13 protein-coding genes are annotated in these 15,970 nt (G+C 65.4%); 7 read left to right on the top strand and 6 right to left on the bottom strand.

Translation table 11 applies throughout. From position 1 onward, the window contains the following. Positions 1-30: 30 nt before the first annotated feature. The 3 genes from ACKOED_RS10195 to ACKOED_RS10185 form a co-directional block, all read right to left on the bottom strand. Positions 31-1,221, bottom strand: coding sequence for an IS256 family transposase (locus ACKOED_RS10195; protein WP_408916484.1), 1,191 nt, complete (start codon positions 1,219-1,221; stop codon positions 31-33). 812 nt (positions 1,222-2,033) lie between these two features. Next, complete coding sequence (gene ilvN / locus ACKOED_RS10190) at positions 2,034-2,594, bottom strand: acetolactate synthase small subunit (protein ID WP_408916483.1); 561 nt, start codon at positions 2,592-2,594, stop codon at positions 2,034-2,036. 11 nt (positions 2,595-2,605) lie between these two features. Further along, positions 2,606-4,375, bottom strand: coding sequence for an acetolactate synthase 3 large subunit (locus ACKOED_RS10185; protein WP_408916482.1), 1,770 nt, complete (start codon positions 4,373-4,375; stop codon positions 2,606-2,608). Between the two features lie 531 nt (positions 4,376-4,906). Here ACKOED_RS10185 and ACKOED_RS10180 point away from each other — a divergent pair. Genes ACKOED_RS10180 through cobM form a run of 6 tightly spaced genes read left to right on the top strand, consistent with a single transcriptional unit; the run spans position 4,907 to position 11,120 of the window. Next, positions 4,907-6,007, top strand: coding sequence for a sirohydrochlorin chelatase (locus ACKOED_RS10180; RefSeq protein WP_408916481.1), 1,101 nt, complete (start codon positions 4,907-4,909; stop codon positions 6,005-6,007). Further along, positions 6,004-6,618, top strand: a complete 615-nt coding sequence (locus ACKOED_RS10175) for a precorrin-8X methylmutase (protein ID WP_408916480.1) — start codon at positions 6,004-6,006, stop codon at positions 6,616-6,618. The genes ACKOED_RS10180 and ACKOED_RS10175 overlap by 4 nt, the downstream gene beginning before the upstream one ends. Then, the gene (gene cbiE, locus ACKOED_RS10170; protein WP_408916479.1) at positions 6,615-7,823 is read left to right on the top strand and encodes a precorrin-6y C5,15-methyltransferase (decarboxylating) subunit CbiE; all 1,209 of its coding nucleotides are present in this window, start codon (positions 6,615-6,617) and stop codon (positions 7,821-7,823) included. Before ACKOED_RS10175 ends, cbiE begins: the two co-directional genes overlap by 4 nt. Continuing rightward, complete coding sequence (cobI, locus tag ACKOED_RS10165) at positions 7,799-8,524, top strand: precorrin-2 C(20)-methyltransferase (RefSeq protein WP_408916478.1); 726 nt, start codon at positions 7,799-7,801, stop codon at positions 8,522-8,524. Before cbiE ends, cobI begins: the two co-directional genes overlap by 25 nt. After that, positions 8,521-10,308 carry a precorrin-3B C(17)-methyltransferase gene (gene cobJ, locus ACKOED_RS10160; protein WP_408916477.1) on the top strand — a complete coding sequence of 596 codons (1,788 nt, stop codon included), beginning with the start codon at positions 8,521-8,523 and terminating at the stop codon, positions 10,306-10,308. Before cobI ends, cobJ begins: the two co-directional genes overlap by 4 nt. Continuing rightward, positions 10,305-11,120 (top strand): precorrin-4 C(11)-methyltransferase, encoded by an 816-nt coding sequence (gene cobM, locus ACKOED_RS10155; protein WP_408916476.1) that lies wholly within the window; start codon positions 10,305-10,307, stop codon positions 11,118-11,120. Before cobJ ends, cobM begins: the two co-directional genes overlap by 4 nt. Before the next feature lie 46 nt (positions 11,121-11,166). Here cobM and ACKOED_RS10150 read toward each other — a convergent pair whose 3' ends face one another. The 3 genes from ACKOED_RS10150 to ACKOED_RS10140 form a co-directional block, all read right to left on the bottom strand. Beyond that, positions 11,167-12,699: an acyl-CoA carboxylase subunit beta gene (locus tag ACKOED_RS10150; protein WP_408916475.1), complete on the bottom strand. Its 1,533-nt coding sequence runs from the start codon at positions 12,697-12,699 to the stop codon at positions 11,167-11,169. Positions 12,700-12,791: 92 nt separating this feature from the next. After that, a complete protein-coding gene (gene murI / locus ACKOED_RS10145; RefSeq protein ID WP_408916474.1) occupies positions 12,792-13,610 on the bottom strand; it encodes a glutamate racemase in 819 nt (272 codons plus the stop codon). Further along, a complete protein-coding gene (locus ACKOED_RS10140) occupies positions 13,607-14,434 on the bottom strand; it encodes an RNA methyltransferase (RefSeq protein ID WP_408916473.1) in 828 nt (275 codons plus the stop codon). The genes murI and ACKOED_RS10140 overlap by 4 nt, the downstream gene beginning before the upstream one ends. A 131-nt stretch (positions 14,435-14,565) precedes the next feature. Between ACKOED_RS10140 and ACKOED_RS10135 the strand changes: the two genes are divergently transcribed. Next, positions 14,566-15,786, top strand: a complete 1,221-nt coding sequence (locus ACKOED_RS10135; protein WP_408916472.1) for an NADP-dependent isocitrate dehydrogenase — start codon at positions 14,566-14,568, stop codon at positions 15,784-15,786. The last annotated feature ends 184 nt before the right edge of the window (positions 15,787-15,970 follow it).

Genomic DNA, 15,970 nt, shown 5'->3' with positions numbered 1-15,970 from the left:
GGCAGTGTCCAGATTCTTTCGCACATTTTTTCAAGCCACGGCGGCTTCGGTTGGGTTTTCGTCGGCCTGAAACAGAGGCCGCATGTTCATGTACCGTTTCGTTGACCACTGGGTCCCCGCTATGTGCCGCAGCCGGGCTGCTGCAAGATTGAGGCAGGATTGCCCGTCCGGGAAAGCTCCAACCACACGTGTCCGACGCCGTATCTCCCGCATGATGCGCTCCAGCGGATTGTTGGTCCTGATCTTGTGCCAGTGGATGTCAGGGAAGGCGTAATAGGCCAGGGTCTCGTGCACAGACTGTTCGACCAAGTCGGCGGCCTTGCCCATCTTCAAGAGCCTCAGTTCGGCGATGATGGCCTTCGCCTTCTCGTCGGCTGACGTGCGGCTCTCCTGGGCATGGATCGCCTTCAGCATGTGGCTCACGTCTCGTACCCTGGTTGCGGGAACATGGCTGAACACGTTGCGGTAAAAATGAACCATGCACCTCTGCCACCGGGCGTCTGGCAGATACTCGGCGGCGCTTTCCACGAGGCTGCGGCAGGCGTCGGAAATGATCAGCCTCACCCCCTTGAGGCCGCGCTCGACCAGGTGGCGGAGAAAGGCGGACCAGCCAGATTTGTCCTCCTTGGCCCCCTCGCAAATCCCCAGGATCTCCCGGAAACCCTCGGTATTGACGGCACTTGCCACCAGCAAGGAGACATTGCGGACCTCCCCCGCCCAGCTGCGCTTCATCACAATGCCGTCGAGGTACAGATAGGGATGCTCGCCCGTGATGGCACGGTTCCGCCAGACATCGATCTTGGCGTAGATCTTCTTGTTCAGGTTCGAGACCGTGGCGGGGCTCACACGGGTGCCCCACAGCGCCTCGGTGATGTCCTCCACGCGCCTGACGGATACACCGGCCAGGTACATCTCGATCAGCGATTCCTCGACAGACGCCTCTCGGCGCCGGTAGCGCTCGATGATCGCCGTTTCAAAGACCTGCCGGCGCAGCTTCGGAACCTTCAGCTTCACTTCCCCGGCCGGCGTATGCAGCGTCCGGTCATAGCTGCCGGCCCGGGTATCGACCCGGTCGGCGCTGCGCTGGTAGCGCCCAGCCCCACACAGCTCGTCCGCCTCGGCATCGAGCATCGCGTTCAGCGTCTCCTCCACCGTTCCACGGACCATCTCGCCGAGGTGGTCGCGGATCCTGGCTTCATCGATCTTGATGACTTGCCCCATCGGTCTGCCTTCGTTCTCTTCCTTCATAGCCTCTTTCCTCCTTCAATGTGAAAGAAGCCACCCGTTTTGAAAAGTGCGAAAGATTCTGTACGTTATCAATCGAAGAAAAACCGCTCTTTTGGAGAAAGCTCATGGAAATATTGTGGATTCCTATGAGCAGTTGCTTGATTGGAGACATGATTTTGCTCACGCCGGCATACGAAGGACAACAATCGAAGAAGCCAGCAGGACGCACAAACTTGGAAAGAGAGTCCTATATGCCTTCGACACTGCATTTTGCTGATGGCCTGAGCCGCGAGAACGCAAGATGCACAAGAACAGTAACGACCTGGCAGCTGCCACTAGCAGGTGTGATGGGATGGTGATTTGATCCTGCTAAATTGCAGTTTCGGCTATGGCCTTCCGTTTCGATCGACGTCAGCCTAGCCCCCACCCTTCGTCCTTCGCGACAAGGGCAGAGAAACTTGTATGTGGGACTGACAACATTCCTCGTGAGCTACCTGCATCTCGCTGACCTCAGAGCCGCCGCTCCATCTCCCAGCCTTGGTCCTACGCCTGCCGTTTCCCATGGCAGCCTTTCGCTAAAAAAGACTGCCACTGACTTCAACATCGCAAAACGTTGCCGGCGCGGTTCCCATCGTCGAGCTGGCCGCCCTCCGGGATAACTGGCAGCGCGTCGCCCAGCTGGCCGGTTCCGGCTGCTGCAGAGCTGCCGTTAGGGTCGATGCCTACGGGCTCGGAGTTGGCCCCGGTCGCCCTTGCGCTGTGGCACAATGGCTAACGTAGCTATCCCGTAGCATAATCATGTTCACCTAAACCTTCATCCCCTCCGGCCCGCGCGTAATGCCGGCTACACCGGTGCGCGCCACTTCGACGAGGCCCAGCGGCACCATCAGGGCGATGAACTGCTCCACCTTGTCGGTCTTGCCGGTGATCTCGAAGATGAAGCTTGTGGTTCCCGCGTCGATCACCCGGGCGCGGAAGGCGTCCGCGAGGCGCAGGGCTTCCACCCGCTTCTCGCCGGTGCCCGCCACCTTCACCATGGCCAGTTCGCGGGTGATGGAATTCCCTTGCACCGTCAGGTCCGCCACGGAATGCACCGGCACCAGGCGTTCGAGCTGCGATTTGATCTGCTCGATCACCGAGGGCGTGCCGCTAGTCACGATGGTGATGCGCGAGACGTGCTTTTCATGCTGGGTCTCGGACACCGTGAGCGAGTCGATATTGTAGCCGCGGCCCGAGAACAGGCCGATGACCCTGGCCAGCACGCCCGGCTCGTTATCGACGATCACCGCCAGCGCGTGGGTTTCCACCGGCGGCTTCGTGGTTTCGATGAAATAGGCGGAGCCCGAGGGCTGAAGTTGCGCGTTCATGGTCTATCTCCTCACACCAGCATCTTGCCCTTGGCGTCGATCGCCGAGCCCACTTCCTCGTCGGGCACGTCCTCGCCCATCAGCATCTCGTTATGCGCCTTGCCCGACGGGATCATCGGGAAGCAATTGGCGAGATTGGCCACCCGGCAGTCGAACAGCACCGGGCGCGGCGTGTCGATCATCTCCCTGATGGCGCCGTCGAGCTCGGCGGGCTTCGTCGCCCTGATGCCCACGCAGCCATAGGCCTCCGCCAGCTTCACGAAATCAGGGAGCGCCTCCGTGTAGGAATGCGACAGCCGGTTGCCGTGCAACAGCTGCTGCCACTGCCGCACCATGCCCATGTACTGGTTGTTGAGGATGAAGATCTTGACCGGCAGGTCATACTGGATGGCGGTGGACATCTCCTGCATGGTCATCAGCACTGAGGCATCGCCGGCGATGTCGATCACCAGCGATTTGGGATGCGCCTGCTGCACGCCCACCGCGGCGGGAAGCCCATAGCCCATGGTGCCGAGCCCGCCCGAGGTCATCCAGCGGTTCGGTTCCTCGAAGCGGTAGAACTGCGCCGCCCACATCTGGTGCTGGCCCACCTCGGTGGTGATGTAAGTGTCGCGGTGCTTGGTCAGCTCATACAGCCGCTCGATCGCATATTGCGGCATGATCACGTCCGGGTTCTTGCGGTATTTGAGGCAATCGCGCGCCCGCCAGCCGTCGATCTGCTTCCACCAGGCGTCGAGCGCCTTCTTGTCGAGCGAAAGCGACTTTGATTTCCACACGCGGATCAGGTCTTCCAGCGCGTGCGCCACGTCGGCCACCACGGGAATGTCGGCGCGCACCGTCTTGTTGATCGAGGATGGGTCGATGTCGATGTGGATCTTCTTCGAATTGGGCGAGAAGGCATTGAGCCGGCCGGTGATGCGGTCATCGAAGCGGGCACCCACATTGATCATGACGTCGCAGTCATGCATGGCCATGTTGGCTTCATACATGCCGTGCATGCCCAGCATGCCGAGCCAGTTCTTGCCGCTCGCCGGATAGGCGCCGAGCCCCATCAGCGTCGAGGTGATGGGGATGTTGGTCATCTCCACGAAATCGCGCAGAAGCTTCGAGGCCGTGGGACCCGAATTGATGACGCCGCCGCCCGTATAGAGCACCGGCCGCTTGGCGGACGCGATGAGCTCGGCCGCGGCGCGGATGGCGTTCTGGTCCGGCTTCACGCGCGGCCGGTAAGTCTTGTGCTCGATGTTCTTGGGGCCAACATAGCGGCCCTTGGCGAACTGCACGTCCTTCGGAATATCGACCACCACCGGGCCGGGGCGGCCATGGGTCGCCACATAGAAGGCCTCATGCATGATGCGGGCGAGGTCGTTCACGTCCTTCACCAGGTAATTGTGCTTGGTGCAGGGCCGGGTGATGCCCACCGTGTCGCATTCCTGGAAGGCGTCATTGCCGATGAGATGGGTGGGCACCTGGCCGGTGATGCAGACCATGGGGATCGAGTCCATCAGCGCGTCGGTGAGGCCGGTCACCGCATTGGTGGCGCCGGGGCCCGACGTGACCAGCACCACGCCACATTTGCCGGTGGAGCGGGCATAGCCTTCGGCGGCATGGGTGGCCCCCTGCTCGTGGCGGACCAGAATGTGCTTCACCTTTTCCTGCTGGAAGATCTCGTCATAGATCGGCAGCACCGCGCCGCCCGGATAGCCGAACACATGTTCGACCCCCTGATCCTGCAGCGCCTTCAGCACGATTTCCGCGCCGCTCATCTCATTCGTGGCCATGTCCAACCTCTTTCACTTTTCCGTCCCGTCACCGAAGCAACATTCAAAGGCAATAAAAAAGGCCCCCGAGGGAGCCTGTTTTCCGCGCAGCACCACCAGATCCTGGAGGCTTAAGCCTCCCCGGCGCCGCGCGGTCCTACTACGAGAATGCTGTTCATGGCGGCAGTGATTACGCGCCAATCGTGGCCCCGTCAAGAGGCTGTCCGTGCCCGGATCGAAATCCCCGCCGGCTCAGGCCTCGGCCCTGAGCGCCACATGCGCCATGGCGGCGCGGAGCGCGGCGGGCTTCACGGGCTTACGGATCAGATTCACGTCGTTGGCCAGCGCCGCGGCGGTGTGGCCCCCGGGATGGGCTTGCCGCGGCGCGGCTTGACCGCCTCCTCTCCGGCGACTAGCAGTGAGGTTTCGCAGCGTCCCCAGAGACGGGACTGAAAGTCACTTCCGGTGCGGCTGACCCAATGCGGGGCCAAGGCCGGAGCTGCCTTCCGGACCGGGCCTCGCCCGGGGACCTGCATTGAGGAAGGCAGGATCATGGCGGAAAAACTCGGTGTCATGCTGTGCGGCCACGGCAGCCGCGACACGCAGGCGGTGAAGGAATTCGCCGTTCTGGCGGACCACCTCAAGCAGCGCATGCCGCAGCACCCCGTCGAATACGGCTATCTCGAATTCGCAACGCCGATCATCCGCACCGGGCTCGACCGGCTGAAGGAGGAAGGCGTCACCCGCGTGCTCGCCGTGCCCGGCATGCTGTTCGCGGCGGGCCACGCCAAGAACGACAGTCCCTCGGTGCTCAACACCTATGCCGCCGCCAACGGCCTGCGCATCGATTACGGCAAGGAGCTCGGCATCGACCCCAAGATGATGCGCGCCGCCGCCGACCGCGTGCAGGAAGCGCTGGACCATGCGAGCCGGGACGTTCCCAAGCATGAAACCCTGCTGGTCGTGGTGGGCCGCGGCGCCTCCGACCCCGACGCCAATTCCAACGTCGCAAAGGTCACGCGGCTGTTGTGGGAAGGTTTCGGTTTCGGCTGGGCGGAGACCGCCTATTCCGGCGTCACCTTCCCGCTGGTTGAACCGGCACTCGAACACGCGGCAAGGCTTGGCTACCGGCGCATCGTGGTGTTTCCCTACTTCCTGTTCACCGGCATTCTGGTGGACCGCATCTACAGCGCCGTCGACAAGGTGGCCGAGCGCCACCCGGAACTGGAATTCCTGAAAGCGCCCTATCTCAACGATCATCCGCAGGTGATCGCCACCTTCGAGGAGCGCATTTCGCAGATCCTCACCGGCGACATCGCCATGAACTGCCAGATGTGCAAGTACCGCACCCAGGTTCTGGGCTTCGAGGCCGAGGTGGGCGCGGTGCAGGAAAGCCACCACCACCATGTGGAAGGGATCGGAACCGCCGAGGACTGCAGCTATTGCGATGGCGTGTGCAACGGCCTGTGCAAGACCATGCCGCGCAAGGTGCTGGCCGTCGACCCAGACAGGCTGCTGGGTGGCGCCCCGCACCATCACCATCATCACGGGCATGATCACGATCATGGCCATGATCATGGACATGACCATACCCATGCCCCCTACCCGCATGCCGACCATCCGCTCGGCCCCCGGAGCATGCTGAAGAAGTGACGGCCTATCTCCGCGATCCCCGCGACATTTACCGCCGCTCCTTCGAAATCATCCGGGCGGAGGCCGACGTGTCACATTTTCCCGCCGATGCGGAGCCGGTTGCGGTGCGCGTGATCCATGCCTGCGGCATGCCGGAAATCGCCGCCGACTTGCGCATTTCGGAGGGTTTCGTGGCTGCGGCGAAAGCCGCCCTCGAGGCGGGCAAGCCGATCCTCGCCGACTCGGACATGCTGCGCCACGGCCTGACCGGCGCGCCGGCCAATATCATCTGCACACTGAATGACAGCCGGACCGCCGCGCTGGCGGCGCAATCAGGCACCACCCGTTCCGCCGCGGCGGTGACGCTCTGGGGGCCTTATCTCGACGGCGCCATCGCGGTGATCGGCAACGCGCCCACCGCGCTGTTCGCGCTGCTCGAAGCCATTGACAGAGGCGCGCCGAAGCCCGCCGCCATCGTGGCATTCCCGGTGGGCTTCGTGGGCGCCGCCGAATCCAAGGCCGAACTGGTGGCGAACCCGCGCGGCATTGCCTATGCCACGCTTCTGGGGCGCCGCGGCGGCTCGGCCATGGCGGCGGCCGCCGTCAACGCGCTGACGCTGGGGGCGCAGTGACGAGGTGGCTCACCATCGTGGGCATGGGCGAGGATGGCTGGGAAGGCCTCTCCGCCCGGGCGCGGCTCGCCATCGAACAGGCGGACGCGGTGGTGGGATCATCGCGGCTGCTGGCCATGCTGCCCGCCATCACCGCCGAACGCCATGAATGGCCGCAGCCCTTCGCGGCGGTCGTTGAGCGCATCAAGCCGCTCCGTGGCCGCGCCACGGTGGTGCTGGCCACCGGCGACCCCATGAATTATGGCGTGGCGCGCAAGCTCATGGAATTCATTCCTTTCACAGAGATGGAAATCGTGCCGCATCTTTCCGCCTTCGCGCTGGCGGCGGCGCGCATGGGCTGGTCGCTTCCCGATTGCGACACGCTCACCCTGCATGGCCGCGACGCCGCGCATCTCGAGCCTTTCATCCAGCCCGCGGCGCGGCTGATTGCGCTCACCGCCGACGCCGCGACCATTGCGGAAGTTGCCCGCCGCCTGACGGGGCGCGGCTTCGGCGGAAGCGAGGTGACGGTGCTCGAAAACATGGGGGGCGCGCGCGAGCAGGTCTCCTCATTCACCGCCGCGGCGGCCCCTGCCCGCAGCTATTCCGACCTCAACACGCTGGCCATCCGCTGCGTGGCGGCGGCGGGGGCGCGCGTCCTGTCGCGGCTGGCGGGTCTTCCCGATGATGCTTTCCGCCATGACGGCCAGATGACCAAGCGCGAGGTGCGCGCCGCGACACTCGCCGCACTGAGCCCCGCCCCGGACCAGCTGTTGTGGGACGTGGGCGCTGGCTGCGGATCAATCGCTATCGAATGGATGCGCGCGGCGCGCGGCTGTGCGGCGATCGCCTTCGAAACTTCCGCCGAACGCCGCGCGATGATCGCCGCCAATGCCGATGCGCTGGGAACGCCGCGCTTGCGGGTGGTGGCCGGGGAAGCGCCCGCCAGCCTAGCGGGCCAGCCAGCGCCCGATGCCGCCTTCATCGGCGGCGGACTTGGAACGCCCGGGCTGTTCGAGACAGTGTGGGCGGCGCTGAAGCCCGGCGGCCGCCTGGCCGCCAACACGGTGACGGTGGATGGCGAAATCGCGCTGTTCGACTTGCAGGAGACGCACGGCGGCGAGGTTGTGCGCATCGAGGTTTCGCAGCTGGGCGAGGTCGGGCGGCTCCGGGCCATGAAGCCGCGCATGGCGGTGACGCAGTGGCGGACGGTGAAGCCATGGTGAGCGCGCGGGGCACGCTCTCCGGCGTCGGCGTCGGCCCCGGCGATCCGGAACTCGTGACGGTCAAGGCGATGCGGCTTATCTCACAGGCGCCGGTCATCGCCTATCTCGCCGCGGCGGGGCGCGAGTCGACCGCGCTCGCCATCGCCCGCCCCTATGTGCCGGACAGCGCGCGCCACATCGTGATCGACATGCCGATGCTGACCGAACGCGGCCCCGGCGAGAAGGCCTATGACAAGGGCGCGGCGGCGATCGCCGCCGAACTCGACCAGGGCCAGGACGTTGTGATGCTGTGCGAGGGCGATCCGTTCTTCTACGGCAGCTTCATGTATGTGTTCGAAAGGCTCAGCCCCCGCTACCGCTGCGCCGTGATCCCCGGCGTTACCGCGATGACCGCATCCGCCGCCGCACTTGGCCAGCCGCTTTCGGCGCGCAATGCGGTGGTGAAGGTGCTGCCCGCCACGCTGCCCGATGACCGGCTCCGCGACGAGCTGATGACGGCGGAAAGCGCCGCGATCATCAAGGCGGGCCGCCATTTCGGACGTGTACGGAGCATTATCCGCATGCTCGGCCTCCAGGCCCATGCCCATGTCGTCATCAAGGCGAGCCACACGGACGAGCGGATCGTGGCACTCGAGGAGGTGGAGGAAGACGCCATCCCCTATTTCTCGACGGTGCTTGTGCTGACGGGGGCGGTGACATGATGAAGCCAGTGCTGTTCGTGCTCGGCGCCTCGGCGCTGCCGCTGGCCGTGAAGCTGAAAGAGCCGCTCGGCGCCGAAATCCATACGCCCGCTTGCGTGGCGGGCGGCGACCACCGCTATGCGAAGGCCACCCAGCATCTTGGCTTTTTGTTCCAGGAAGGCCGCGCCATTATCGGGCTGTGCGCGGCGGGCATTCTGATCCGGGCGCTCAGCCCCCATCTCAAGGACAAGCGCGCCGAGCCGCCGGTCATCGCGCTGGCCGAGGACGGGTCAACGGCGGTGCCACTGCTCGGCGGCCACCATGGCGCCAATGCGCTGGCCCGCCGCATCGCCGCACTCACCGGCGGCCACGCGGCCGTGACGACGGCCAGCGAAGTGCGCTTCGGGCTGGCGCTTGACGACCCCGCACCGGGCTTCAGCCTCGCCAATCCGCGGCACATGAAAGCGGCAACCGCCGCCTTGCTCAACGGCGCCGCGTTGGCGCTCGATGGCGGGCCATCGCCGTTTCCGCAGGCCGACATTGCCGCAGGGCGTGAGGGCTTCGATGGCGTCACGCTGAAAGTGACCTCGCATGATGTGGACGGCAGCGAGCGCTTGCTCGTCTATCATCCGCGCTCGCTCATCCTGGGGCTTGGCTGCGAGCGCCACACGGAGCCCGCGGAACTGATCGGCCTCGCGGACAAGGTGATGGCCGACCACAGCCTCGCACCCGCCGCGCTGGCCGCCGTGGCCTCGCTCGACCTCAAGGAGGACGAAGCCGCGGTGCATGCCGTGGCCCGGCATTTCGGCGTGCCGGCGCGTTTCTTCACCGCCGCGGAACTGGCCAACGAAACGCCGCGGCTGCGCAACCCCTCCGGCATCGTCGCGCGGGAAGTGGGTGTTGCCGGTGTTGCCGAGGCCGCCGCCTTGGCAGCGGCGGGACCGGAGTCAATCCTGATTGCCGAAAAGACCCGCTCGGCACGCGGCACCTGCGCCATCGCCATGGCGCCGGAACCAATCCTCAGCCTGCCGGGCCGGGCGCAGGGGCGTCTCGACGTGGTGGGGATCGGCCCCGGTGCTGACATCTGGCGCACGCCGGAAGCAGTGGCTTGCCTGACGGAAGCGGAAGACTGGGTGGGCTACGGCCTCTACCTCGATCTTGTCGCCGACCTGCGAAACGGCCAGCGCGAACACCGCTTTCCGCTGGGAGCGGAGGAAGACCGCGTGCGCCACGCCATCGCACTTGCCGCGCAAGGCCATCATGTGGCGCTCATCTGCTCGGGCGATGCCGGCATCTATGCCATGGCGGCGCTGGTGCATGAGGTGCTGGCGCTCGAGCCTTCGCGCATTGCCGTCAGCGTCATGCCCGGCATCTCGGCTTTCCAGGCGGCGGCGGCGCGGGCCGGCGCCATGATCGGCCATGATTTCTGCTGCATCTCGCTCTCCGACCTGCTCACCCCGTGGGAGGCGATCGTGCGCCGCGTGCGGGCCGCCGCGGAAGCTGATTTCGTAACCGCTTTCTACAATCCGCGCTCGCTCAAGCGCCGCGGCCAGCTGGATGAGGCGCTGGCCATTCTCAGGGCCCACCGCCCCGCCGCTACGCCGGTGGTGATCGCCAGCAACCTTGGCCGCCCGGAAGAAAAGGTGACGATCCTGCCGCTTGCCGAGGTCGATGCCGCGGCGATCGACATGCTGACGCTGGTGATGGTGGGTTCATCGCAATCCAGCGCCTACCGCCGCGGCGACGGCCGCACCTACGCCTATACGCCGCGCGGCTATGCCAAAAAAAGAGAGGCAGCGGAATGACCGTTCACTTCATCGGCGCCGGACCCGGCGCGCCGGACCTGATCACGCTGCGCGGATTGCGGCTCATCCAGTCCTGCCCGGTGTGCCTCTATGCCGGCTCGCTGGTGCCCGAAGAGATCGTCAAGGCCGCGCCGCCCGGCGCCGTGGTGCGCGATACCGCCCCGATGACGCTCCACGAGATCATCACCGAGATCGCCGCGGCGCATGCGAAAGGCCAGGTCGTGGCGCGCGTGCATTCAGGCGATCCCTCGCTTTATGGGGCCATCGCCGAACAGATGCGGCGGCTGGACAGGCTCGGCATCGCCTATGACGTGACGCCCGGCGTGCCCGCCTACGCGGCGGCCGCCGCCGAGCTCAAGGCCGAATTCACGCTTCCCGAAATCGCCCAGACGGTGATCCTCACCCGCACCGCCATGCAGGCCTCCGCCATGCCGCCCGGCGAAACGCTCGAAGAGCTGGGCCGCTCCCGCGCCACGCTGGCGATCCATCTGTCGATCCGCAACCTCGCCTATGTGGAAAGGGCGCTCACCCCGCATTACGGCGCCGATTGCCCGGTGATCGTCGCCTACCGCATCACCTGGCCGGACCAGGCGATCATCCGCGGCACGCTCTCAACAATCGCCGCCAAGGTGCGCGCCGCAAAGCTCACGCGGACCGCGCTGATCCTGGTGGGGCCGGTTCTGGGCGCACAGGATTTCCGCGACTCCGCGCTCTATGACGCCCAGCACGAACATGTGCTGCGGAACAGGAAGACGGCGCATGCCGAGGCCTCCGCCGCTCCTGGTGCGAAGCCGAAGGACGCTGTTCGCTGAGCCAGGGCGCCTGAACCCCTCAGTCTCAATCAGGCCGGCTCTTGTCCTATAGCGGAATGTTGTCGTGCTTCTTCCACGGATTGGCCAATTCCTTGTGGCGCAGCATGTTGAGGGCGCGCGCCACCCTCTTCCTCGTCGAATGCGGCATGATGACTTCGTCCAGATAGCCGCGCTCTGCGGCGACGAAGGGATTGGCGAAACGCGCCTCGTAATCCTTGATGCGCGACTGGATTTCCGGCGTATCGCCCAGTTCGGCGCGGTAGATGATCTCGGCCGCGCCTTTGGACCCCATCACCGCGATCTCGGCGGTGGGCCAGGCATAATTGACGTCGCCGCGCAGATGTTTCGAGGCCATCACCACATAGGCCCCGCCATAGGCCTTGCGGGTGATGACGGTGATCTTCGGCACGGTGGCCTCGGCATAGGCGAACAGCAGCTTCGCCCCATGCTTGATCAGGCCGCCATATTCCTGCGCCGTGCCGGGCAGGAAGCCCGGCACATCCACCAGCGTCACGATCGGAATGTTGAAGCAATCGCAGAACCTCACGAAGCGGGCACCCTTGCGGCCGGCATCGCTGTCGAGCACACCCGCCAGCACCATCGGCTGGTTGGCGACGATCCCCACCGTGCGGCCATTGATGCGCGCGAAGCCAGTGACGATGTTGCGGGCATGCGCCTCCTGGATTTCGAAGAAATCGCCCTCGTCCGCAAGCTTGATGATCAGTTCCTTCATGTCATAGGGCTGGTTGGGGTTGGCGGGGATCAGCGTGTCGAGCGATGGCTCGAGCCGCGCGCCGGAATCGAAGCTCGGCAATTCGGGAAGTGCGGCGGTGTTGGAGGACGGCAGGAAATCGATCAACCGGCGCATCTGCAACAGCGCCTCGACGTCGTTCTCGAAGGCCTTGTCGGCGATCGAGGATTTGGTGGTGTGGACGGAAGCCCCGCCAAGCTCTTCCGCCGTCACCGTCTCATTGGTCACCGTCTTCACCACGTCGGGGCCGGTCACGAACATGTAGCTCGTGTCGCGCACCATGAAGATGAAATCGGTCATCGCCGGAGAATAGACATCGCCGCCGGCGCAAGGCCCCATGATCACCGAAATCTGCGGAATAACCCCCGAGGACAGCACATTGCGCTGGAACACCTCGCCATAGCCGCCCAACGCGTTGACGCCCTCCTGAATGCGCGCGCCGCCGGCATCGAACAGGCCGACGATTGGCGCGCGGTTCTGCAGCGCCATATCCTGGATCTTGGTGATCTTGCGGGCATGCGCCTCCGACAGCGAGCCGCCGAACACGGTGAAGTCCTTGGCGAAGACATAGACCACGCGGCCATTAACGGTGCCCCAGCCGGTGACCACGCCGTCGCCGGGCAGCTTCCGCGCCTCCATGCCGAAATCGGTGCAACGGTGCTCGACGAACATGTCGAACTCCTCAAACGAGCCCTCGTCGAGCAGAAGCGCGATCCGCTCGCGCGCCGTGAGCTTGCCCTTGGCATGCTGCGCCGCCACCCGCTTCCCGCCGCCGCCGGCCCGGGCCTGCGCGCGCCGGGCCTCGAGCGCTTCCAAGATGTCCTGCATGGGTCTGCTCCCTCGTTTTCGAGCCGGTGTTAGGGCCGGGCGGCGGCACCGTCAAATCCGCCGAAAGGCTGACGGCGGCGGACCCGCCTGCTTCAAGCGGGCAGCCCGAGAAAGTACGGCAGGTGAAAGCCCATCTTCGCATAGGCGGGAAGCGCGTCTTCCGCCTCCTGCCGCGCGGACGTGAGCAGCACGGCATTATGCGGCGGCACTGGCTTCGCCGCCGCGGCGAGCGCCGCGCCGCCCAGCACATCGGCCCCCCGCCGGGCGATGGCGGGGGCCGGATCGATATAGCGCACCACCCAGGGCTCGGCCCTGGCGAGTTCGTCAACCAGCAGCGGATAATGCGTGCAGCCAAGCACCACCACATCGGTGCGCTTGCCCTCCGCTTGGGTGAACACCGGGGCAATTTCCGCCCTGAGTTCGTCAATGTCCGCGGCCACACCCTTGAGTTTCAGCTCGGCGATCTCAGCCAGACGCGGCGCGCCATGAAGGTTCACGGTGCAGTGGGCGGCGAAGCTCTGGATCAGGCCATGGGTGTATTCGCGCCGCACCGTGCCCGGCGTCGCCAGCACGCCGACGATTCCCGACTTGCTCTGTGCCGCGGCTGGCTTGATCGCCGGAACGGTGCCGACGAACGGCACCTTGAAGGTCTCGCGCAGCCGCGCGAGCGCGATCGTGGAGGCGGTGTTGCAGGCGATCACCGCGATGTCTGGCTGCACCTCTTCGATAAGCCGCCGCATCACCATGACAATGCGGTCGACCAGCGCCGCCTCTTCCCAGGCGCCATAGGGAAAGGCGGCGTTGTCCGCGGCATAGACCAGATGCGCGAAAGGCAGCTCATGGCGCACGGCGCGCGCCACGGTGAGCCCGCCCATGCCGGAATCGAACAGCAGGACGCGGCCGGTGCTCATCCCTCGCCTTTCTCCCTGGCCTCGCGGCGGCGCTCATGCATGCGGGTGAGCGAGGAGACGATGCCGCGCAGCGAGCGCACTTCCTGCTCCGTCAGTTCGGCGCGCGCGAACAGGTTGCGGATGTTGCGCAGCATGCCGGGCTTCTTGTCATCCGTCTTGAAGAAGCCGGCGGCGTCGAGTTCGGCCTCCAGATGGCCGAGGAAGCCGTAGAGCTCTTCCTTGGTGGCGGGTCTGGTGTCGGGCGTCTGCAGGCCGGGGCCGGCGAGTGCGGGAAGCTCCGGCGTCTGCTGGCCCAGCGTTTCCGCCTGGTCCTTGTACCATTCATAGCCGACGAGCAGCACCGCCTGCGCGATGTTGAGCGAGGCAAAGGCCGGGTTCACCGGCGCCGTCACGATCACGTCGGCGAGCGAGATCTCGTCATTGGTGAGGCCGGTGCGCTCGCGCCCGAACAGGATGGCGAGGTTCTCGCCGCGGGCGATGCGGGCGCGCATGTCATGGCCCGCCTGTTCAGGCGTGATCACTTCCTTCACCATGCCGCGCGGACGCGCCGTGGTTGCATAGACATAATGCGTGTCCTTCAGCGCTTCTTCGAGGGTTGCGTGGACAGTGGCGTTCTCGATGATCCAGTTTGCGCCGGAAGACGAGGTGAGCGCCTTTTCATTGGGCCAGCCATCCCGCGGGTCGACGAGGCGCAGCGCGTGAAGGCCGAAATTGGCCATGGCGCGCGCCGCCGTGCCGATGTTCTCGCCCAGCTGCGGGTTCACCAGCACCGTGATGGGTGCTGGCCCAAGCTGCTGATTCCTGGTCTTGTCGGTTCCTGCCATGGCGGCAGGCAATAGCGGCGCGGGCCGGTTCCGTCCAGCCTTCGACTTCCGGAGCATTTGCCGCCCGGCGGGGGGACTGCTATAGGCGGCGCGCAACATCATCAGGCGTTTGAAACGGAAGGCTTTTCCCCATGGCGAAGATCAAGGTCCAGAACCCTGTCGTCGAGCTCGACGGCGACGAGATGACCCGCATCATCTGGGACCTCATCAAGAAGAAGCTGATCCTGCCCTATCTCGACATCGACCTGCATTATTACGACCTCTCGGTCGAGTACCGCGACAAGACCAATGACCAGGTGACCGTCGACGCCGCCAACGCGATCAAGAAATATGGCGTCGGCGTCAAATGCGCCACCATCACGCCCGACGAGGCGCGGGTGAAGGAATTCGGCCTCAAACAGATGTGGAAGTCGCCCAACGGCACCATCCGCAACATCCTGGGCGGCGTCATCTTCCGCGAGCCGATCATCTGCCGCAACGTGCCGCGCCTGGTGCCGGGCTGGACGCAGCCCATCATCATCGGCCGCCATGCCTTCGGCGACCAGTACCGCGCCACCGACTTCACCTTCCCCGGCAAGGGCACGCTGACCATCAAGTTCGTGGGCGAAGACGGCACGGTGATCGAAAAGGAAGTGTTCAAGTCGCCGGGCGCTGGCGTCGCCATGGCGATGTATAATCTCGACGAGTCGATCCGCGAATTCGCGCGCGCCTCCTTCAACTATGGGCTGATGCGCAACTATCCGGTTTATCTGTCGACCAAGAACACCATCCTCAAGGCCTATGACGGCCGCTTCAAGGATATCTTCCAGGAGATTTTCGACGCCGAGTTCAAGGCCACGTTCGACGGGAAGGGCCTGACCTATGAGCACCGGCTGATCGACGACATGGTGGCCTCCGCGCTGAAATGGACCGGCGGCTATGTCTGGGCCTGCAAGAACTATGACGGCGACGTGCAGTCCGACACGGTGGCGCAGGGCTTCGGGTCGCTCGGCCTGATGACCTCGGTGTTGATGACGCCCGACGGCAAGACGGTGGAAGCCGAGGCCGCGCATGGCACCGTTACCCGCCATTACCGCCTGCACCAGCAGGGCAAGCAGACCTCGACCAACTCCGCCGCCTCGATCTTCGCCTGGACCGGCGGCCTCAAGCACCGCGCCAAGCTCGACGGCAACACCGCGCTCCGGAACTTCGCGGAAACCCTCGAGAAGGCGGTGGTGGACACCATCGAGTCCGGCCAGATGACCAAGGATCTCGCGGTGCTGGTCGGCCCCGATCAGGGCTGGCTCTCCACCGAGGGCTACCTCGACGCGGTGGACGCGCGGCTCAAGGCGGCGATGACGGCGCACGGGTAGTTCCCCCGCCGCCGCAACGGCGGTAAACTGCCGGCCATGACGGGCGGCGCCACGATGGCCGGCTTCTGCCGCGATTGCTACGCCCCCGCGCGGGCGGCGGACCGGCGCTGCCCGTCATGGCCGGCAGTTTACCGCCGTTGCGGCGGCGGGGGAACTACCCGTGCGCCGTCAGCGCCGCCTTGAG

The sequence above is a fragment of the Aestuariivirga sp. genome, from assembly GCF_046093005.1.
GTDB lineage: Bacteria > Pseudomonadota > Alphaproteobacteria > Rhizobiales > Aestuariivirgaceae > Aestuariivirga.
This window is presented reverse-complemented; position numbering and strand designations above follow the sequence as displayed.